This window comes from Actinoplanes sp. NPDC049316, assembly GCF_040677315.1.
Taxonomy (GTDB): Bacteria; Actinomycetota; Actinomycetes; order Mycobacteriales; family Micromonosporaceae; genus Actinoplanes.
In genome coordinates this window covers 198,485-213,474 of sequence record NZ_JBFAQM010000005.1, presented here as the reverse complement: position 1 = coordinate 213,474, position 14,990 = coordinate 198,485, and the positions used below count along the sequence as shown (strand labels likewise).

The 14,990-nt window shown below is 70.6% G+C and carries 8 protein-coding genes and 2 riboswitches; of the genes, 1 reads left to right on the top strand and 7 read right to left on the bottom strand.

The window, feature by feature from the left end; translation table 11 throughout:
- Positions 1–138: riboswitch (cyclic di-AMP (ydaO/yuaA leader) on the bottom strand.
- A 281-nt stretch (positions 139–419) separates the two neighbouring features.
- A riboswitch (cyclic di-AMP (ydaO/yuaA leader) is annotated at positions 420–557 on the top strand.
- A gap of 3 nt (positions 558–560) precedes the next feature.
- Positions 561–1,580, top strand: a complete 1,020-nt coding sequence (locus AB0K03_RS10355) for a hypothetical protein (protein ID WP_364682804.1) — start codon at positions 561–563, stop codon at positions 1,578–1,580.
- A 2,683-nt stretch (positions 1,581–4,263) separates the two neighbouring features.
- Here AB0K03_RS10355 and AB0K03_RS10350 read toward each other — a convergent pair.
- From AB0K03_RS10350 to AB0K03_RS10320, 7 genes are all read right to left on the bottom strand, one after another.
- Positions 4,264–6,630 carry a glycoside hydrolase family 65 protein gene (locus tag AB0K03_RS10350; protein WP_364682802.1) on the bottom strand — a complete coding sequence of 789 codons (2,367 nt, stop codon included), beginning with the start codon at positions 6,628–6,630 and terminating at the stop codon, positions 4,264–4,266.
- A 48-nt stretch (positions 6,631–6,678) separates the two neighbouring features.
- On the bottom strand, positions 6,679–7,419 hold the full coding sequence (locus tag AB0K03_RS10345; protein WP_364682800.1) for a beta-phosphoglucomutase family hydrolase: 741 nt from the start codon (positions 7,417–7,419) through the stop codon (positions 6,679–6,681).
- A 78-nt stretch (positions 7,420–7,497) separates the two neighbouring features.
- A complete protein-coding gene (locus AB0K03_RS10340) occupies positions 7,498–8,010 on the bottom strand; it encodes an ATP-binding protein (RefSeq protein ID WP_364682799.1) in 513 nt (170 codons plus the stop codon).
- Positions 8,011–8,069: 59 nt separating this feature from the next.
- The gene (locus AB0K03_RS10335; RefSeq protein WP_364682797.1) at positions 8,070–8,972 is read right to left on the bottom strand and encodes a hypothetical protein; all 903 of its coding nucleotides are present in this window, start codon (positions 8,970–8,972) and stop codon (positions 8,070–8,072) included.
- A gap of 125 nt (positions 8,973–9,097) precedes the next feature.
- Positions 9,098–10,396, bottom strand: coding sequence for an ABC transporter ATP-binding protein (locus AB0K03_RS10330; RefSeq protein WP_364682795.1), 1,299 nt, complete (start codon positions 10,394–10,396; stop codon positions 9,098–9,100).
- 210 nt (positions 10,397–10,606) lie between these two features.
- On the bottom strand, positions 10,607–12,781 hold the full coding sequence (locus AB0K03_RS10325; protein WP_364682793.1) for a bifunctional glycosyltransferase family 2 protein/CDP-glycerol:glycerophosphate glycerophosphotransferase: 2,175 nt from the start codon (positions 12,779–12,781) through the stop codon (positions 10,607–10,609).
- Positions 12,778–14,928 (bottom strand): DUF5941 domain-containing protein, encoded by a 2,151-nt coding sequence (locus AB0K03_RS10320; RefSeq protein WP_364682792.1) that lies wholly within the window; start codon positions 14,926–14,928, stop codon positions 12,778–12,780. The genes AB0K03_RS10325 and AB0K03_RS10320 overlap by 4 nt, the downstream gene beginning before the upstream one ends.
- Between the last annotated feature and the right edge of the window lie 62 nt (positions 14,929–14,990).

The following is a 14,990-nucleotide window of genomic DNA, read 5'->3' as shown; positions in this document are numbered from 1 at the left end:
CGTTCCTTCCGTCGGCCGCCGACCGGGTTAGCTGACGGGTTCGGGACGGAAGTGATCCCTACCGCGAGGAGCTGCGGATTCACCCCATTACCGGATGGGTCCCCGGCTCGCCTTTCGGCGATTGGGCGGCGGTTCCGTGATGGAACCGTGACGAACACTACCTATGGATTCGCACTATCGACAGGTGTCGTACTCTCGGTTGCGAAATGAACACGCATCGTCAAATTAGATGCGGACAAAGACAACGACTCGCATTGATGCGCGGTTACGCGGTATGACCTGCGTCATGCCATCGAGTGGTGACGGAAAGTCGTTGCGCCGTAACACTTTCTTCGCGGGCCGCGAGCCCTGATGAACGGCCGAGAGTCAGGTAAGCTTTCCGCCGGTCACTGCCGAGAAGGCACCGCCCCCGAGGTGCCGGCGGACCACCGCTCAATCGCCGTGAGGCGAGCCGGGGAACCACGCAGTAATGGGGTGAATCCGCTCAACGAGCGGTAGGGATCGCTTCCGTCCCGAACCCGTCAGCTAACCCGGTCGGCGGCGACACGGAAGGAAACTGGATGACGGCAAGAGCACGCCGGTGGCTCGTTCTCGCCCTGGCACCCCTCGTCGGGATCACGCTGATCGCGGCCCCCGCCTCGCCCGCCGGCGCGGCACCGGGCGGCGGCACCTCGTCGACCGCGGACGACGGCGACGACGACCCCATGCTCAACGAGGTGCTCGACAACACGGGCCGGCGCTACCTCGCAGCCAAGTCGGCGGTCGCCAAGTCGACCAAGAACCAGCTGGCCCTCGCCCTGCAGGTCAAGGACGCCGAGGCCAAGCGGGACGCGCTGCTGCCGCAGGTCGGCGCGGTCGCGGCCCAGCAGTACCGCACCGGCGGCCTGTCCACCATGGGCTTCCTGCTCAACGTGCGCTCACCCGGCGGCTTCATCGACAAGGCGGTCTCGCTCGAGGAGATCAACGCCCTCAACGACGGCAAGCTGCGCGAGCTCGACGCGGCCATCGACGCCGTCGCGACCGCCAAAGCCCGCCTCGACCAGGAGGTCAAGGCGCAGAAGCAGAACCTGCAGGCGATGCAGAAGCAGAAGGAGTCCGCGGAGAAGGCCCTGGCCCTCGTCGGCGGCGACACGGTGACGGGCGGCTTCGTGCTCGCCAAGAGCCCGGTGGCGGCCCCCGCCCCCCGCAACTCCGACGGCGAGTTCGGCCCCGAGGCCTGCAACGTCAACGACCCGACCACGAACGGCTGCATCACCGCCCGCACGCTGCACATGTACAAGGAAGTCAAAAAGGCGGGCTTCAACCGCTTCGTGGGCTGCCACCGCGACGGCGGCCCGTTCGAACACCCCAAGGGCCGAGCCTGCGACTGGTCGCTGCAGAAGAGCGGCTTCTCACCCTGGCACAACCGGGACACCCGCGAGTACGGCAACAACCTGATGGCCTTCCTGGTCCGCAACGCCGACCGCCTGGGCATCCTCTACGTCATCTGGAACCGCATGATCTGGTTCCCGGCGACAGGCTGGAAGAACTACCACGGCCCCAGCAACCACACGGACCACGTCCACGTGTCAATGCTGTAACCGCGCCCCGCGCGTGGAACACCGGTAGCTCACGCCCCACGCGCCGGAAGCCCTCATGCCCCGCCCCCGGCGAGGACATGGGGGCTTCTTGCTGCGCCGATCCATCGCCCGCTCGCCCGCCCCGGGCCCACTCGCCCCTCCCCGGGGCGCCGTCGCCTCGCCCCGGCCCACTCGCCCGACCCGGCAACCCGCTCGCCTTGGCCCCGGGCCCTTCCCCCGGGAACCCGCTCGCCCCAGCCCGAACGCCGCTCGGCTCAGCCCCGAACGCCGCTCGCCTCAGCCCCGGGCACCTCGCTCCGCCCCGGAACCCGCTCGCCCCACCCCGGCGACCCGCTCGCCTCAGCCCCGAGCCCACTCCCCCGGGGAACCGCTCGCCCCACCCCGGCGACCCGCTCGCCTCAGCCCCGAGCCCCTCCCTCCCCCGGAACCCGCTCGCCCCACCCCGGCAACCCGCTCGCCTCGGCCCCGAGCCCACTCCCCCGGGGACCCGCTCGCCCCACCCCCGCAACCCGCTCGGCTCAGCCCCGAGCCCACTCCCCCGGGGACCCGCTCGCCCCACCCCGGCAACCCGCTCGCCTCGGCCCCGGACGCCGCTCGACGTTGCCGTGGCGCCCTTCGTCGTCAACGACATCGATGACCCGCCGGCCACGCTCGCCGAACTGCCCCGGCACCGTCTGCCCAATTGGTCGAATCACCGCGACATCACCCGCTGCGCTGTCCGACCTCGGATGACTGAGAAAGCGCCTCGGCAGCAGCCGGGACTGTGCTTCCTGCCAGGCGCAGTCGACCGGTGTGCCTGTCTGCATTTCGGTGAACTCACAACGACAGCACCCAGCCAATATTGGAGAAAACTCTTCGGCGCGACAACCACACCACACTACCGCCGGCGCCGGCAATTTCGATGTGACGACCCTCGCTTTATCTGCGTGATCATTTAATGCAACGGCGCGGACGAGCTGCGAGACAATTTACGCATGCGGCAGCTTCAGTTTTTCTCGACGGCGGAATTGGCCTCGATGCGGGACCGAACCGCGTCACGTCGCTATTCTCCCGTACGTGAGGAGTTTCGCCGCGAACACGCTCGTCGCCGAACGTTCGGGTTGGCGCGACGACACGCCGAGAAGCTGCACCGCTTGCACGGCGATCATGGCCGGGCCCGACCGACGGACGAGCGAACCCCGGCAAGGCCGATGACACACCGGCGCACGGCCGCCCCAGAGCAGAGGCCAGTCATCACCTGCCGACCTGCGCCAACGGAGCGAGCGGAGATGCGGACTGTTCAGTACGCACATGGCCGGGACCCCGCGCGACTGCCAGCGGTTCCGGACGTGGAGACCGCCGAGCCAACAGCGGCCTCCGGCGCCCGGACCGCCGAGCCAACAGCGGCCCCCACCGTCCAGACCGCCGAGCCAACAGCGACCCCCACCGTCCAGACCGCCGAGCCAACATCGGCTCCGGACACCACCGTGGCAGAGACGCAAGCGGCCGTGAGCACCACCACGGAAACGGCAGTGAACACCACCGCGACAGCAACGCCAGCGGCAACGGAACCGCAAGCGGCACCGGCAACGCCGGCCGCGGCGGCAACGCCAACGGCAACGACGGCCCGGCGAAACGCTAGTCTCAAGATTTCTCGCAGGATCACAGAAAGCCGCTGGTTGCCACTGGATCTATTTGCGGCACACACGATCTTCGCAGACCAATATCGCGTCAAGCGCGGGAGTGGAGGCGCCGGGAGTGGCCCTGTCCCGCGGATGACCGAACAAGTCAAGAGCACGTTCGCCGTCGCGTGGGATGCAAATACTGCGGCCGGCCACCACATCACCGAGACCGCGGGATTCTCGGTCGAAGACCGGCACCGTTCCGGACGCATTCATTTCGGCTCGGCACAGGCACCAGGGCGAAGTGCAGCCGGTGCATGCGTTCCGCTTCTCGTGCAGCAGCTGCTCGACACCGGCGAGGTGGTGGTCGACGAGGAATCGCGGCGGCATGCCAGCGAGCCTCGAGGGCGGCTGCGCGGGCGTGACGGCAGCGCAGGCGACGCGGACAGGACACGCCGCGCGGACAAGGCGGCACGCCGGACAGGGCGGCACGGCAGACAGGGCGGCACGGCAGACAGGGCGGCACGGCAGACAGGGCGGCACGGCAGACAGGGCGGCACGGCAGACAGGGCGGCACGCCGGACAGAATGCGCGTCGCCCCGCAGCCACAGCGGGACCCGGCGTTAGCTTCACCCACATCGACTCGTCCCGCCCATGCCCGTGCGCCCCGCTTCGGACCGCCGCCTGGTGGTCCCGGCGGCGACCGGGCGGGACCACGGCCGTGCGCAGGGGCGGGACCGTTCGCGCGTATGGAGGAAGCCACCCACGCGGAGAGAGGTCAGGACAACTCAACAGAGAGGTCGGGATCACTCACGCAGACAAAGCTCCGGGACCACCGACGCAAAAGAAAGCCGAGGTCACTCACGCAGAGAGGGCCCGGGACCACCCACGCAGAAAGGGCTCGGACCACCCACGCAGAAGAACTCGGACCACCCACGCAGAAGAACTCGGACCACGCACGCAGCAGAACTCGGGGCCACTTACGCAGAAAGAAGGCCGAGGGCCAGCGCATGCTGGCCCCCGGCCGGCCTCGACGGGAGTTGCGGTCTGCACCACCCACCGGGCTACGACATCTTTCGGTGTTATGAGCCTGTGGCGCGGCGCACCGGGGCGCGACCGGCCGGTTGGGTTGGTGCCGGGCCCGTGGGCGGGGCCGGCGGGATGGGCAGGACGACCGGCTTGACCTGGGTGATTGTTACTTCTTTGCCGTGGTGGATGAGGTCGAGGCGGGCCGAGCCGCCGCCGTTGCGCAGCGAGTAGGTGACCTCGGTCGGCGCCACCTCGACGCGGAGGCGGAGGCCGCGCCATAGCAGGGAGAATTCCAGGTTGTTGATGCGGCTCGGCAGGCGCGGGGCGAAGGAGAGCTGGCCGTTGTAGTCGCGCATGCCGCCCAGGCCCGCCACGAGGGCGATCCAGGAGCCGGCGAGCGAGGCCACGTGGACGCCGTCGCGGGCGTTCTGGTGCAGGTCGTGCAGGTCCATCAGGGCCGCTTCGCCCAGGTAGTCGTGGGCGAGCTCGACGTGGCCCACCTCGGCCGCGATGACCGCCTGGATGCAGGCCGACAGCGAGGAGTCGCGGACCGTACGGGCGTCGTAGTAGGCGAAGTTGCGCGCCTTCTCCTCCGGGGTGAACGCGTCACCGCGGATGTACATCGCCATGACGAGGTCGGCCTGCTTGACGACCTGCTTGCGGTAGAGGTCGAAGTACGGGTAGTTCAACAGCAGCGGGTACGCCTCCGGCGGGGTGTTCTCGAAGTCCCACTCCTGGAGCCGGGTGAAGCCCTCCGACTGCTGGTGCACGCCGAGCTCACGGTCGTACGGGATGTGCACGGCGGCCGCCGCGTCCCGCCACGACGCCGACTCCTCGTCGTCCACGCCGAGCTTGCGCGCCAGGTCCGGGTGGCGCTTCGCCGCGTCCGCCGCCGCGAACAGGTTCTGCTGCGCCATCAGGTTGGTGTAGACGTTGTCGTCCACCACCGCGGTGTACTCGTCCGGGCCGGTGACGCCGTCGATGTGGAAACGGCCGTGGCGGTCGTGGTGGCCCAGCGAACGCCACAGCCGGGCGGTCTCGACGAGCAGCTCCAGGCCGACCTCGCGTTCGAAGTCGTAGTCGCCGGTGGCCGAGACGTAGCGCCGGACCGCGTCGGCGATGTCCGCGCCGATGTGGAAGCCCGCCGTGCCCGCCGGCCAGTACGCCGAGCACTCCTGACCGCGGATGGTGCGCCACGGGAAGGCCGCACCCTGCAGGCCGAGGGTCTGCGCCCGCTCCTTGGCGAGGTCCAGCGTGGAGTGCCGCCAGCGCAGCACGTCCGCCGCCGCCGAGGGCTGGGTGTACGTGAGGGCCGGGAGCACGAACGTCTCCGCGTCCCAGAAGGTGTGACCGTCGTAGCCGGGGCCGGAGAGGCCCTTGGAGCCGATCGGCCGCTGCTCGGCGCGGGCGCCGGCCTGCAGCGTGTGGAACAGCCCGAAGCGGACCGCCTGCTGCACCTCGGGGTCACCCTCGACCTTGACGTCGGAGTGGTCCCAGAACTCGTCGAGGTACTCGCGCTGGGCCTCGATGAGGCCGTCCCAGCCGTCGAGGCGGGCGCTGGCGAGGGCGGCGCCGACCTGGTCGCGCACCGCGGGCAGCGAGCGGTGGCTGGACCAGCCGTACGCGGCGAGCTTGACCACCCGCAGCTTCTGGCCGGGCTCGAGCTTGCACGCGACGGTGGTACGCAGCCAGTCGGGGTGACCCTCCGTGGTGATGGCGTGCTTGCCGGGCGCGTCGACGAGGTGTTCCATCGCCGCCGCCATCCGCAGTCCGCTGGCCTTGGTCTGGTGCACGAGCAGGCCGCCGGTGCGCTGCTCGAGCATCTCCTCGGCCTGCAGCGGGTGGTCGAGCACCGCGGCGACGCGCGGGTCCTTGCTGGTCGGCGGCAGCTGCTCGTTGGCGACGAGCTCCGACTGCAGGATCAGCCGGGCGGACGCGTCGATCGGCTCGACCTCGTAGAGGAACGCCACGACGGACCGCTGGGTGAACGACACCATGCGCACGGTCCGTACGCGGATCGCCTGGCCGGACGGCGACACCCACTCCACGGTCCGCTCCAGCGTGCCCGCCCGCAGGTCGAGCGTGCGCTCGTGGGACCGCAGCTCGCCGTAGCGCACGTCGAACGGCTCGTCGTCCACGAGCAGCCGCATGAGCTTGGCGTTGGTGACGTTCACCATGGTCTGCCCCGACTCCGGGAAGCCGTAGCCGGCCTCCGCGTACGGCAGCGGCCGCAGCTCGAAGAACGAGTTGAGGTAGGTGCCGGGCAGGCCGTGCGGCTCGCCCTCGTCCAGGTTCCCGCGGATGCCGATGTGGCCGTTGGCCAGGGCGAAGACCGACTCGGACTGGGCCAGGAGATCAAGGTCCAGCCGGGTTTCCCGGATGTGCCAGGGGTCGACGGGATAGGCCCGTTCACGGATCACGGTGGTGCCTCTCGCAACTGAGAAGAGAAGAAGTCAGATATGGGGGTGTTACCGGGTGAGGAGCTCGGCGAGGTCCTGCACCACGATGTCAGCGCCGTGTTCCCGCAAAGCGTCGGCTTGACCCACCCGATCAACGCCGATCACGATGCCGAATCCGCCGGCCCGGCCGGCCTCGACGCCGGCGAGGGCATCCTCGAAGACCGCGCAGTTCTCCGGGGGGACGCCGAGCAGCTTGGCGCCGTACAGGAACGTGTCCGGCGCGGGTTTCCCGGGCAATTGTTCCGCACGGGCCGTCACGCCGTCCACGCGCTCCTCGAGAAGATCGGCGATCTTGGCCGCTTCCAGCACGTCTTTGCAGTTGGCGCTCGCCGACACGACGGCGCGGCGCAGGCCGGCGTCCTTCGCGGCGTGCAGATAGTCCACGGATCCGGGGTAGACCTGTACGGCGCCCTCACGGATCTTCTGCAGGACCAGCAAGTTCTTGCGGTTACCGATGCCGTTGACGGTCTCCTCGTCGGGACCGTCGTCCGGCGCGCCTTCGGGCAGGGTGATGCTCCGCGAGGCGAGGAACGTGCGGACTCCGTCGGCGCGCTGCCGGCCGTCGACGTACCGGTGGTAGTCCGCGCCGGTGTCGAACGGCACAAAGGGCTGCCCGTGCTGGGCGGACCAGTCCTGGAGAAACGCGTCGAAGGTCTGTTTCCACGCCGCGTTGTGGACCAGGGCGGTCTGGGTGAGCACGCCGTCGAGATCGAAAAGGCATGCCGTCACGTGAGGAGGTAGTCCGAGCACCGGCCTAATGTAGTCGCCCGCGTCGGCCGACGCGCTTGAATGCCGTTGTCGACATTTCCACGGCGTTTCATCCGTGGTTCAGGTGCTGCTCGATGCCCGCTTGGCCAGGTCGGACGTGGTATTGCGGCCGGGCAGGCCGACCCGCAGTCCGATAGTTGTCCCGATCGGGCCGGTCGCCATGGCGACCTCGTCGCACAGCTGGTACGCCAGCCAGATCCCCCGGCCGCCGTCCTCGAAGGCCGCCGGCACGTCGGGCGGCCGGCGGAAGCGCTCGGGGATGCCCGGCCCGGAATCGGTGACCGTGCACCACACCGAGTCCCCCGTGCGGGAGAGCACCAGCCGGCCGCTGCCGCCGGCGTGCAGGACGACGTTCGTGATGATCTCGTTCACCGCGAGCACGAAGCCGTCGAGCCGGTCGCCGAGCAGGCCCCGTTCGAGCCGCTGGAGCACCTCGTGCCGCAGGACGGTGATGTCGTCGCGGCCGAACACCCGGTCGAGCAGCCGGCCGGTTTCTCCGTACGCCGAGGGGGCGCCCGGGGGCTCCCTGCCCGGAGCCGGACGCAGCACTTCGTGGTCGACGGTTTCCTCCACCGCCGAGCAGCCTACGCTGTGTACCGCCTCCGTGGCAGTCGTGGAGCCCCACGAAATCGTCAGAACAGGTGCGAGAGCGTACGGAAGATCTCGGCGTAGAAGTTGCCGTCGATCTCGCGATAGAGGCTGAACTTCATGCCCGGGCTGCCGAAGAACGGCCGCAAAGTCCACGCCAGCTGCGTGCCTACGAAGCCGAACAGCAGGATCCAGACGTAGAGCAGCGTCATGCTGGGCGGGGCCGGCTGCTTGACCGGCCGCGGCAACGGGCGCTGGTGCGCGATCGGCGTCAGCATGTAGCCCGGCGGCACGGCGGGAGGTTGCGCCACCGGAGCGGCAGGCTGAGCCGCCGGTGCCGCGGAGGCCGGCGGCGTGCCGTTGGCCGCGGCGCCGACCGCGACGGGCTCGGGCGCCGCGACGGCCGGGCTGACCGGAGCCTCGGCCGGCGCGTCGGGCTTGGCGGGCGCCAGCAGGCCGTGGTCGTTGAGCACCCGCATGCCGCCGGTGAGGAAGCGCAGCCCCACCAGCGCCGACAGCGCGAGGATCACGACGTTGAGGAGCTTGAAGAAGCTGTAGTCGGGCGCCGTGATCAGGAAGAACAGCGCGATCGGCGCGAACGCCAGCGCGAGCATCGCGGTCACGGTCAGCGCCACCATGACCAGGGCCAGGGACTGGCGTACGGACAACCGCGCGCCGAACACCAGGTTGAACAGGTACAGCGTCGGCAGGCAGATCGCCAGCGTGACCAGGAACAGCAGCGGCAGCTTCACCGCCGAGGTCAGGGCCATCAGGACACTGTGGAAGGAGCCCAGGACCGCTCCGTAGCAGGCCAGGGCGATCACCGAGCTCACCAGCATCTGCCCGGTGAGCTTGGACAACGACCGATCCTCGACGACCTGCTGCCAGATGCCCTGCCGGTCGCGCAGGATCCTCTCGATCACCAACAGTCCGGACGCGTTCGCCATCATCGCCACCCTTCTGGGGTTGGACGTCGATACGCCCTCGCACCGACGTGCGGCGAACGATACGGCACCGTGTCAACGGCACCGACCCGTTGATTCTCCGGAAGTGGCGGCGAACGGGAAATCGGTCAGCGCCAGCCGATGTCGATGCGGTCGCCCCGCTCGTCGAAGAAGTGCAGCGCGTCCATCCGTACGCTCACCGCCAGCGGATGCCCCGGCGACACGGCCGGGTAGGGCGCCAGCCGTACCGCGAGCTCCGCGGGCCGCCGGTGGTGCCGCCCCGGGTCGCTCAGCACCGAGGCCTTCTCCTGCCGCTCGCGCTCGAGCGCTGCCCGCTCCGTACGCCCGGTCAGCCGCTGCAGCGCGCCACCGAAGCGCCGCAGCGCGCCACCGGCCGGGACCGCGTCGCCCACGCCCTTGCCCAGCTCGTCGACGACGATCGCGGTGGCGCCGATGTCGAGGAACGCCAGCGACTCGTGCCCGTGGTGCTCGAGGTAGCGGATGCGGCCCTGCAGCACGTCACCCGGCGCGTCGGGCGCGACCGGGGTGATCGCCTCGGCCCGCATGCCGACGACGATGCGCTCGCCGTGGTAGTGCGCGATCGCCCGGGCGCGCAGGTCGGTCCAGGGCAGGTAGAGCGCCTGCTCGCCGAGGTTGAGGGCGATGTAGCGGTCGAGGTGCACGTACACCGACGCCTCGAGCAGGTTCATCCGCGGTGAGCCGAGGAACGCCGCCACATACAGGGTGGCGGGGCGGCCGTACACCTCGGTGGGGGTGCCGATGTCCTGCAGCACGCCGCGGCGCATGATCGCGACGCGGTCGGCCATGGTGAGCGCCTCGGCCTGGTCGTGGGTGACGTACATGGTGGTGACGCCGAGCTCGCGGGTCAGCCCGGTGATCTCGGCGCGCAGCTCCGCGCGAAGCCCGCTGTCGAGGTTGGACAGCGGCTCGTCCATGAGGAACAGGCCCGGGCGGCGGACGATCGCGCGGCCCATCGCGACCCGCTGCCGCTGGCCGCCGGAGAGCTGCGCCGGCTTGCGGCCCAGCACGTCACCGATGCCCAGCGCGCTGGCCACGTCGCCGATCCGCTCGTCGCGCGAACCGGGCTCGATGCCGGAGAGCTTGAGCGGGAAGCCGATGTTGTCGCCGACGGTCATGTGCGGGTACAGCGCGAAGTCCTGGAACACCATGGCGATCTGCCGCTCCCGGGGCGCCAGGTCCATGACCGGTTCGCCGTTGAGCAGGATCGCGCCGTCGCTCGGGTCCTCCAGGCCGGCGATCATCCGCAGCACCGTCGACTTGCCGCACCCGGAGGGGCCCAGCAGGACCATGAACTCGCCGTCCTGCACGTCGAGGCTGACCTTGTCGACCGCCACGGTCCCGTCCGGCCAAACCTTCGTGACGTCCTTGAGCGCGACGGTGGACACCGTCAACCTCCTGCTGATGAGCTGCGACGATGGCTTAGCGTGACCAGATGCATCGATGACTGCCATCGGGTGAACGGCCATTCGCCGTGTGTCACCAGATCGTCACACTGGTGCAGGCCCGAACAAGATCGATAAAAGAGATCGTTGCCGCAGGCCAGCCGCGTACGTCGCTTCCGGTGCAGGTGGGACCCGGTTTTCCGGGAACAGGTATTACCCGGCCAGTTCGCCGAGCAGCACCCGGCGCACCACCCGCTCGGCCGCCTTGCCGTCGTCCAGGTAGCAGAAGCGCTCCCGGAACCGCGCCCGCTTCGCCGCCGCCTCGGCGCTCCCGTACGAGCCCTCGGCGAAGACGTCCACCAGGCCGGAGAAGGTGGTGGCGACCTCGCCGGGCGGCAGCTCCATGAGGTCGAAATACACCCCGCGCAGCTCCCGGTACGCCTGCCAGTCCGGCGCGTAGATCACGAGCGGCCGGTCCAGCACCGCGAAATCGAACATGGCCGACGAGTAGTCGGTCATCATCACGTCGGCCGCGAGATAGAGATCCTCGACCACCGGGTACGCCGACACGTCCACGATCCGCCCGCTGCGGGTCTGCACCCGCTGCTCGGCGGCCACGTAGAAGTAGTGGGCGCGTACCAGCAGCACGGTGTCCGGGCCGAGCCGGTCCGCGAACGCCTCTACGTCGAGGACCTGCCGGCCCAGCGGCAGCCACTCGCGGTGCGTCGGGGTGTAGAGGATCACGCGCTCGTGCGGCCGGATGCCGAGCTTCTCCCGTACGGCGGCGGAGTCGGCCGGCGTCGCACCCGCCAGCCGGTCGTTACGCGGGTAGCCGACCTCGAGCGTCTCGTACCGGCACGGGTACGCCCGCTCCCACGCGATCGTGGTGTGCGCGTTCGCCGTGATGCTGAAGTCCCAGCGATCCGCCCGGCGCATCTGCGCATGGAAATTCTGGTCCTTCGCGGCGGCCGGATGATCCGCCTGGTCCATGCCCATCATCTTCAGCGGCGTGCCGTGGTGGGTCATGACGTGCGTCGCGCCGGGCCGCTTGACGACCCAGTTCGGCCAGTTCACGTTGTTGACCATCCAGCGGGCCCGGGCCAGCGCGCGGTAATACGCGAGCGAGCCCGCGACCACGTACTCGGTGCCGGCCGGCACCGACGCGGCCCGTGCCCGGCCCACGACCCAGACATTGCGGACGCCGGGCGCCAGCTCCTCCGCCTTGCGCGCGATCGCTGCCGGATTGCAGGTCACCCCGCGATACCAGTACGCGGCGTACAGGGCGAGCCGGTCGTCCACGGGCAGCCGGAGCTGAAGCCGGTAATAGGCCCGGTACGCGGCCTGGCGTACCCGTTTGACCAGGCCCTTCGCCTTCACCAGCGGGACGTTGCGCACCCGCTCGGTCGCCTTGACCACGCCGATGGCGCGCTGCATCGCCCGGAACGGGAGGAAGGCGCCGCGCGCGACGAACTTGTGCCGCAACCCCATGGCGCCCGGCGGCAGCTCGTACCCCTGGGCCGGCTTGTACCGGTGGAAGTCCTCGGTCATCCGGTCGAAGAAGCGTTTGCGCGACGCCTTCTTCACCCGCTCCGCGTTGCGCAGCACCGTCAGGTAGTGCCAGATCATCCGCTGGAAGAGCGCCGGGCGCAGCGCCTCCGGGCGGTCGGCGTACTGATCGACGAGGGCCATCGCGTGCGCCCAGTGGTCGAAGATCTCGAAGTGCCGGTCGCCCAGCGTACGGGTGATCGCCCCGGTCCGGCGCTGCCGGTAGTGCACGCATACCCGGCCCAGGCCGCTGATCCGTGGCGCGGCCGCGAGCAGGGGGAAGGTGAACGAGACGTCCTCGTACCAGCCCTCCTCGAAGCGGAAACCCAGCTTGAGCAGGAGGTCTCGGCGTACCACCTTGTTCCACGCGACGTGCAGGACGTTGAGCACCCGCGGCCACTGCTCGACCGTGAACGACTCCGGCGCCTCGGCGAGCGTCCCGACCGAGCCGGAGAGGGTGACCCGGCCGTCCCAGTGCACCCGGTCGAAGCCGACGATCAGCACGTCGGCGTCGGTGGCGGCGAGCCGGTCGGCCACCGCGGTCAGCGCGCCCTGGGACAGCCAGTCGTCGCTGTCGACGAACCACACGTACTCGCCGGTCGCGTGGTCCAGCCCGGCGTTGCGCGCGCGGCCGAGGCCGACGTTCTCGGCGAGGGAGACGACGCGGACGCGGGGGTCGCGGGCGGCGTACTCGGCGAGGATCGCGCCGCTGTTGTCGGGCGAGCAGTCGTCCACCGCGACGATCTCGAAGTCGGTGAACGGCTGCTCCAGCAGCGAGTCGAGGCACTGGCTCAGATAGCCCTGCACCTTGTAGACGGGCAGCACCACGCTGAGCAGGGTCATCGTCTTCCTCCGGTTCGCCAGTCCTGGACAGCCCCCGTGAGGAAATGCAGGCCGACCGCGACGGCGAGCAGCAGCTCCCCGGCCGTGGCGACACCCGCCAGCGCGAACACCACCAGCAGGAGCACCCGGCCGTCCCAGCCGAGCAGGGCCCGCTTCCCGACGATGCCGGGCGCGCCCTTCTCCATCCGGGCGGTCAGGTCGTAGTGGTGCAGCGCCAGCGTGAAGAGCAGCGCGAACAGCACCGCCGGCGGCACCTCGCAGATCAGCGCGACAGCCACCGCCATCAGGTACTCCGCGGCGCGCAGGCCGGCGGGCACCAGCCAGTCGAGCGGCCCGCCGTGCGACGACCGGGCCGCAGCGCCGGCGGTCAGCACCAGCAGCGCCACCACGACTAGCCAGACCCCGGCGTCACCCGCACGGACCAGCTCGACGTGCAGATCGCCGCCCCACCAGGAGCCCCAGCGGGTGCCGCGCGGCACCACCTCCGCGGCCACCGCGCCGATCAGGGCGAGCGGGGCGATGGCAGCCAGCGCCGCCCACGCCAGCGGCCGGGACAGGTTGGCCGCGCTCACCGTGCCGCGGACCAGCCGGCCGTCGTCGCGGTGCCGCGACGTGTCGACCGTGTCGAGCACGCCGACGCGCATCGAGACCGAACGCAGAGATCTCAGGGCCAGGGTGTACGCGGCCGCGAGCAGCCCCCACGCCACCACGGCGGTCAACGCGACCCGCCCGTTCGTCAGCGCGGCGAGGATCGCCATCAGCGCCCAGCGCTCACCGATCGGGAACACGACGATCCGCTTCAACCAGTACGCGACCGACCCGGTGTCCGCCTGCACCTTGTTGGAGGCGCGGCTCAGCTTGGCGCCCACCCCGCCGCCCGCGTCGCTGTTGCCCGCGGTGCCGACCGCCTGACGGGCCGCCGCCTCGTCGTGCAGGGCGCCGTACCAGGTGTCGGTCATGTGCCGGACGGTCTGCAGCACGATCGCGGTGATCGCGAGCGGCCACGCGTACGGCAGCCCGGCCCGTTCCGCGCCCGCGGCGAGGCCGGCGTAGACCGCGTACTCCTTCGCGCGGTCGGCCATCGTGTCCAGCCACCCGCCGAACGCGCCGAAGCGCCGGGTGTAGCGGGCCAGCTGCCCGTCGACGCAGTCGAGCACGAAACCCAGGTAGAGCAGCACCGCCCCGGCCACCATCGCCGGCCGCGACGCCTCCCAGAACGAGAGCGCGGCCGCGACGGCGAACAGTACGGACAAGGCGGTGACACCGCTGGGTGTGAGACCGGCGCGAGCGCAGAGCTTCGTGACCAACGGGGACCAGCTGCTGACCGCGTACGTGGTGAAGAAGTCGTCCTTCTCCTTCACCGCGAGCCGCAGCAGCGCCTTGTCCTCGTCCACGGCCGCGACCGAGGCACGGGCGTGTGCCAGCTCGGCGTCGGTGTGCACCCGCTCGGCATGCAGCAGCCGTACCCGGGTCGCGATCGGCACCAAGCCGGCGCCGAGGAGCGCGGGCAGCAGGAAGTCGAGGGCGTTCCCGGCGGCTCGCCGGGTCAGGCCGCCTCGCACCCGCCCGCCGCCGAGAACGCCGGCGCCGGGAACGCCAGCGCCGGAAACGCCAGGGCCGGGAACACCGGGGCCGGGAACACCGGGGCCGGGAACGCCGGGGCCGTCGCCCCGCTCGGCCGCTTCGGCGGCCTCCCGCGCTGCCGTGACCAGCAGGCCGAGATCGGCCGGGGCGATGCAGAGCGCGCCGAGGAAGCGGGCCGGGCCGTCCTCGGCCGCGACGAGCCGGCCCCGGTCCTCCCGCAGGTCACCGCCCGTGCCGTCGGCTGTGGCCGCCACCAGCGCGGTGCTGCGCCCGGCCGGCTCGGTGGCAAGGGTCCACAACAGACTGGGATGGGCCACGAGGTCGTCCGCGCAGAGCACCAAGGGCTCGTTCGCACCGGCCGCGGCCCGGGCGGCGGTCGCGCGCAGGTCGGCGGCGATCCGGGCGGTCTCGCGCAGCTGGGCGGGCACGTCGGCCCCGTCGAGAGTCAGCACTGCCGATGCCCCGGCCGCGGTCAGCGCCACGGTCAGCTCGTCCGCGAGCCTGCCGGCGGCGGCCGGATCGAGGTCGTTGCCGGTGCTGCCGCACAAAACGGCAAGCGTCACCGAGACATCCCTCCCATAGAACCCGCCCGAGGCCACAGAGAGTAGGGGGCGGATGAGGCCCC

Excerpts from the sequence above, each read along its gene's own strand:
- AB0K03_RS10335 (WP_364682797.1), bottom strand. The coding sequence starts at position 8,972 with ATGGCGAACGCGTCCGGACTGTTGGTGATCGAGAGGATCCTGCGCGAC.
- AB0K03_RS10325 (WP_364682793.1), bottom strand. The coding sequence starts at position 12,781 with ATGACCCTGCTCAGCGTGGTGCTGCCCGTCTACAAGGTGCAGGGCTAT.
- AB0K03_RS10355 (WP_364682804.1), top strand. The coding sequence starts at position 561 with ATGACGGCAAGAGCACGCCGGTGGCTCGTTCTCGCCCTGGCACCCCTC.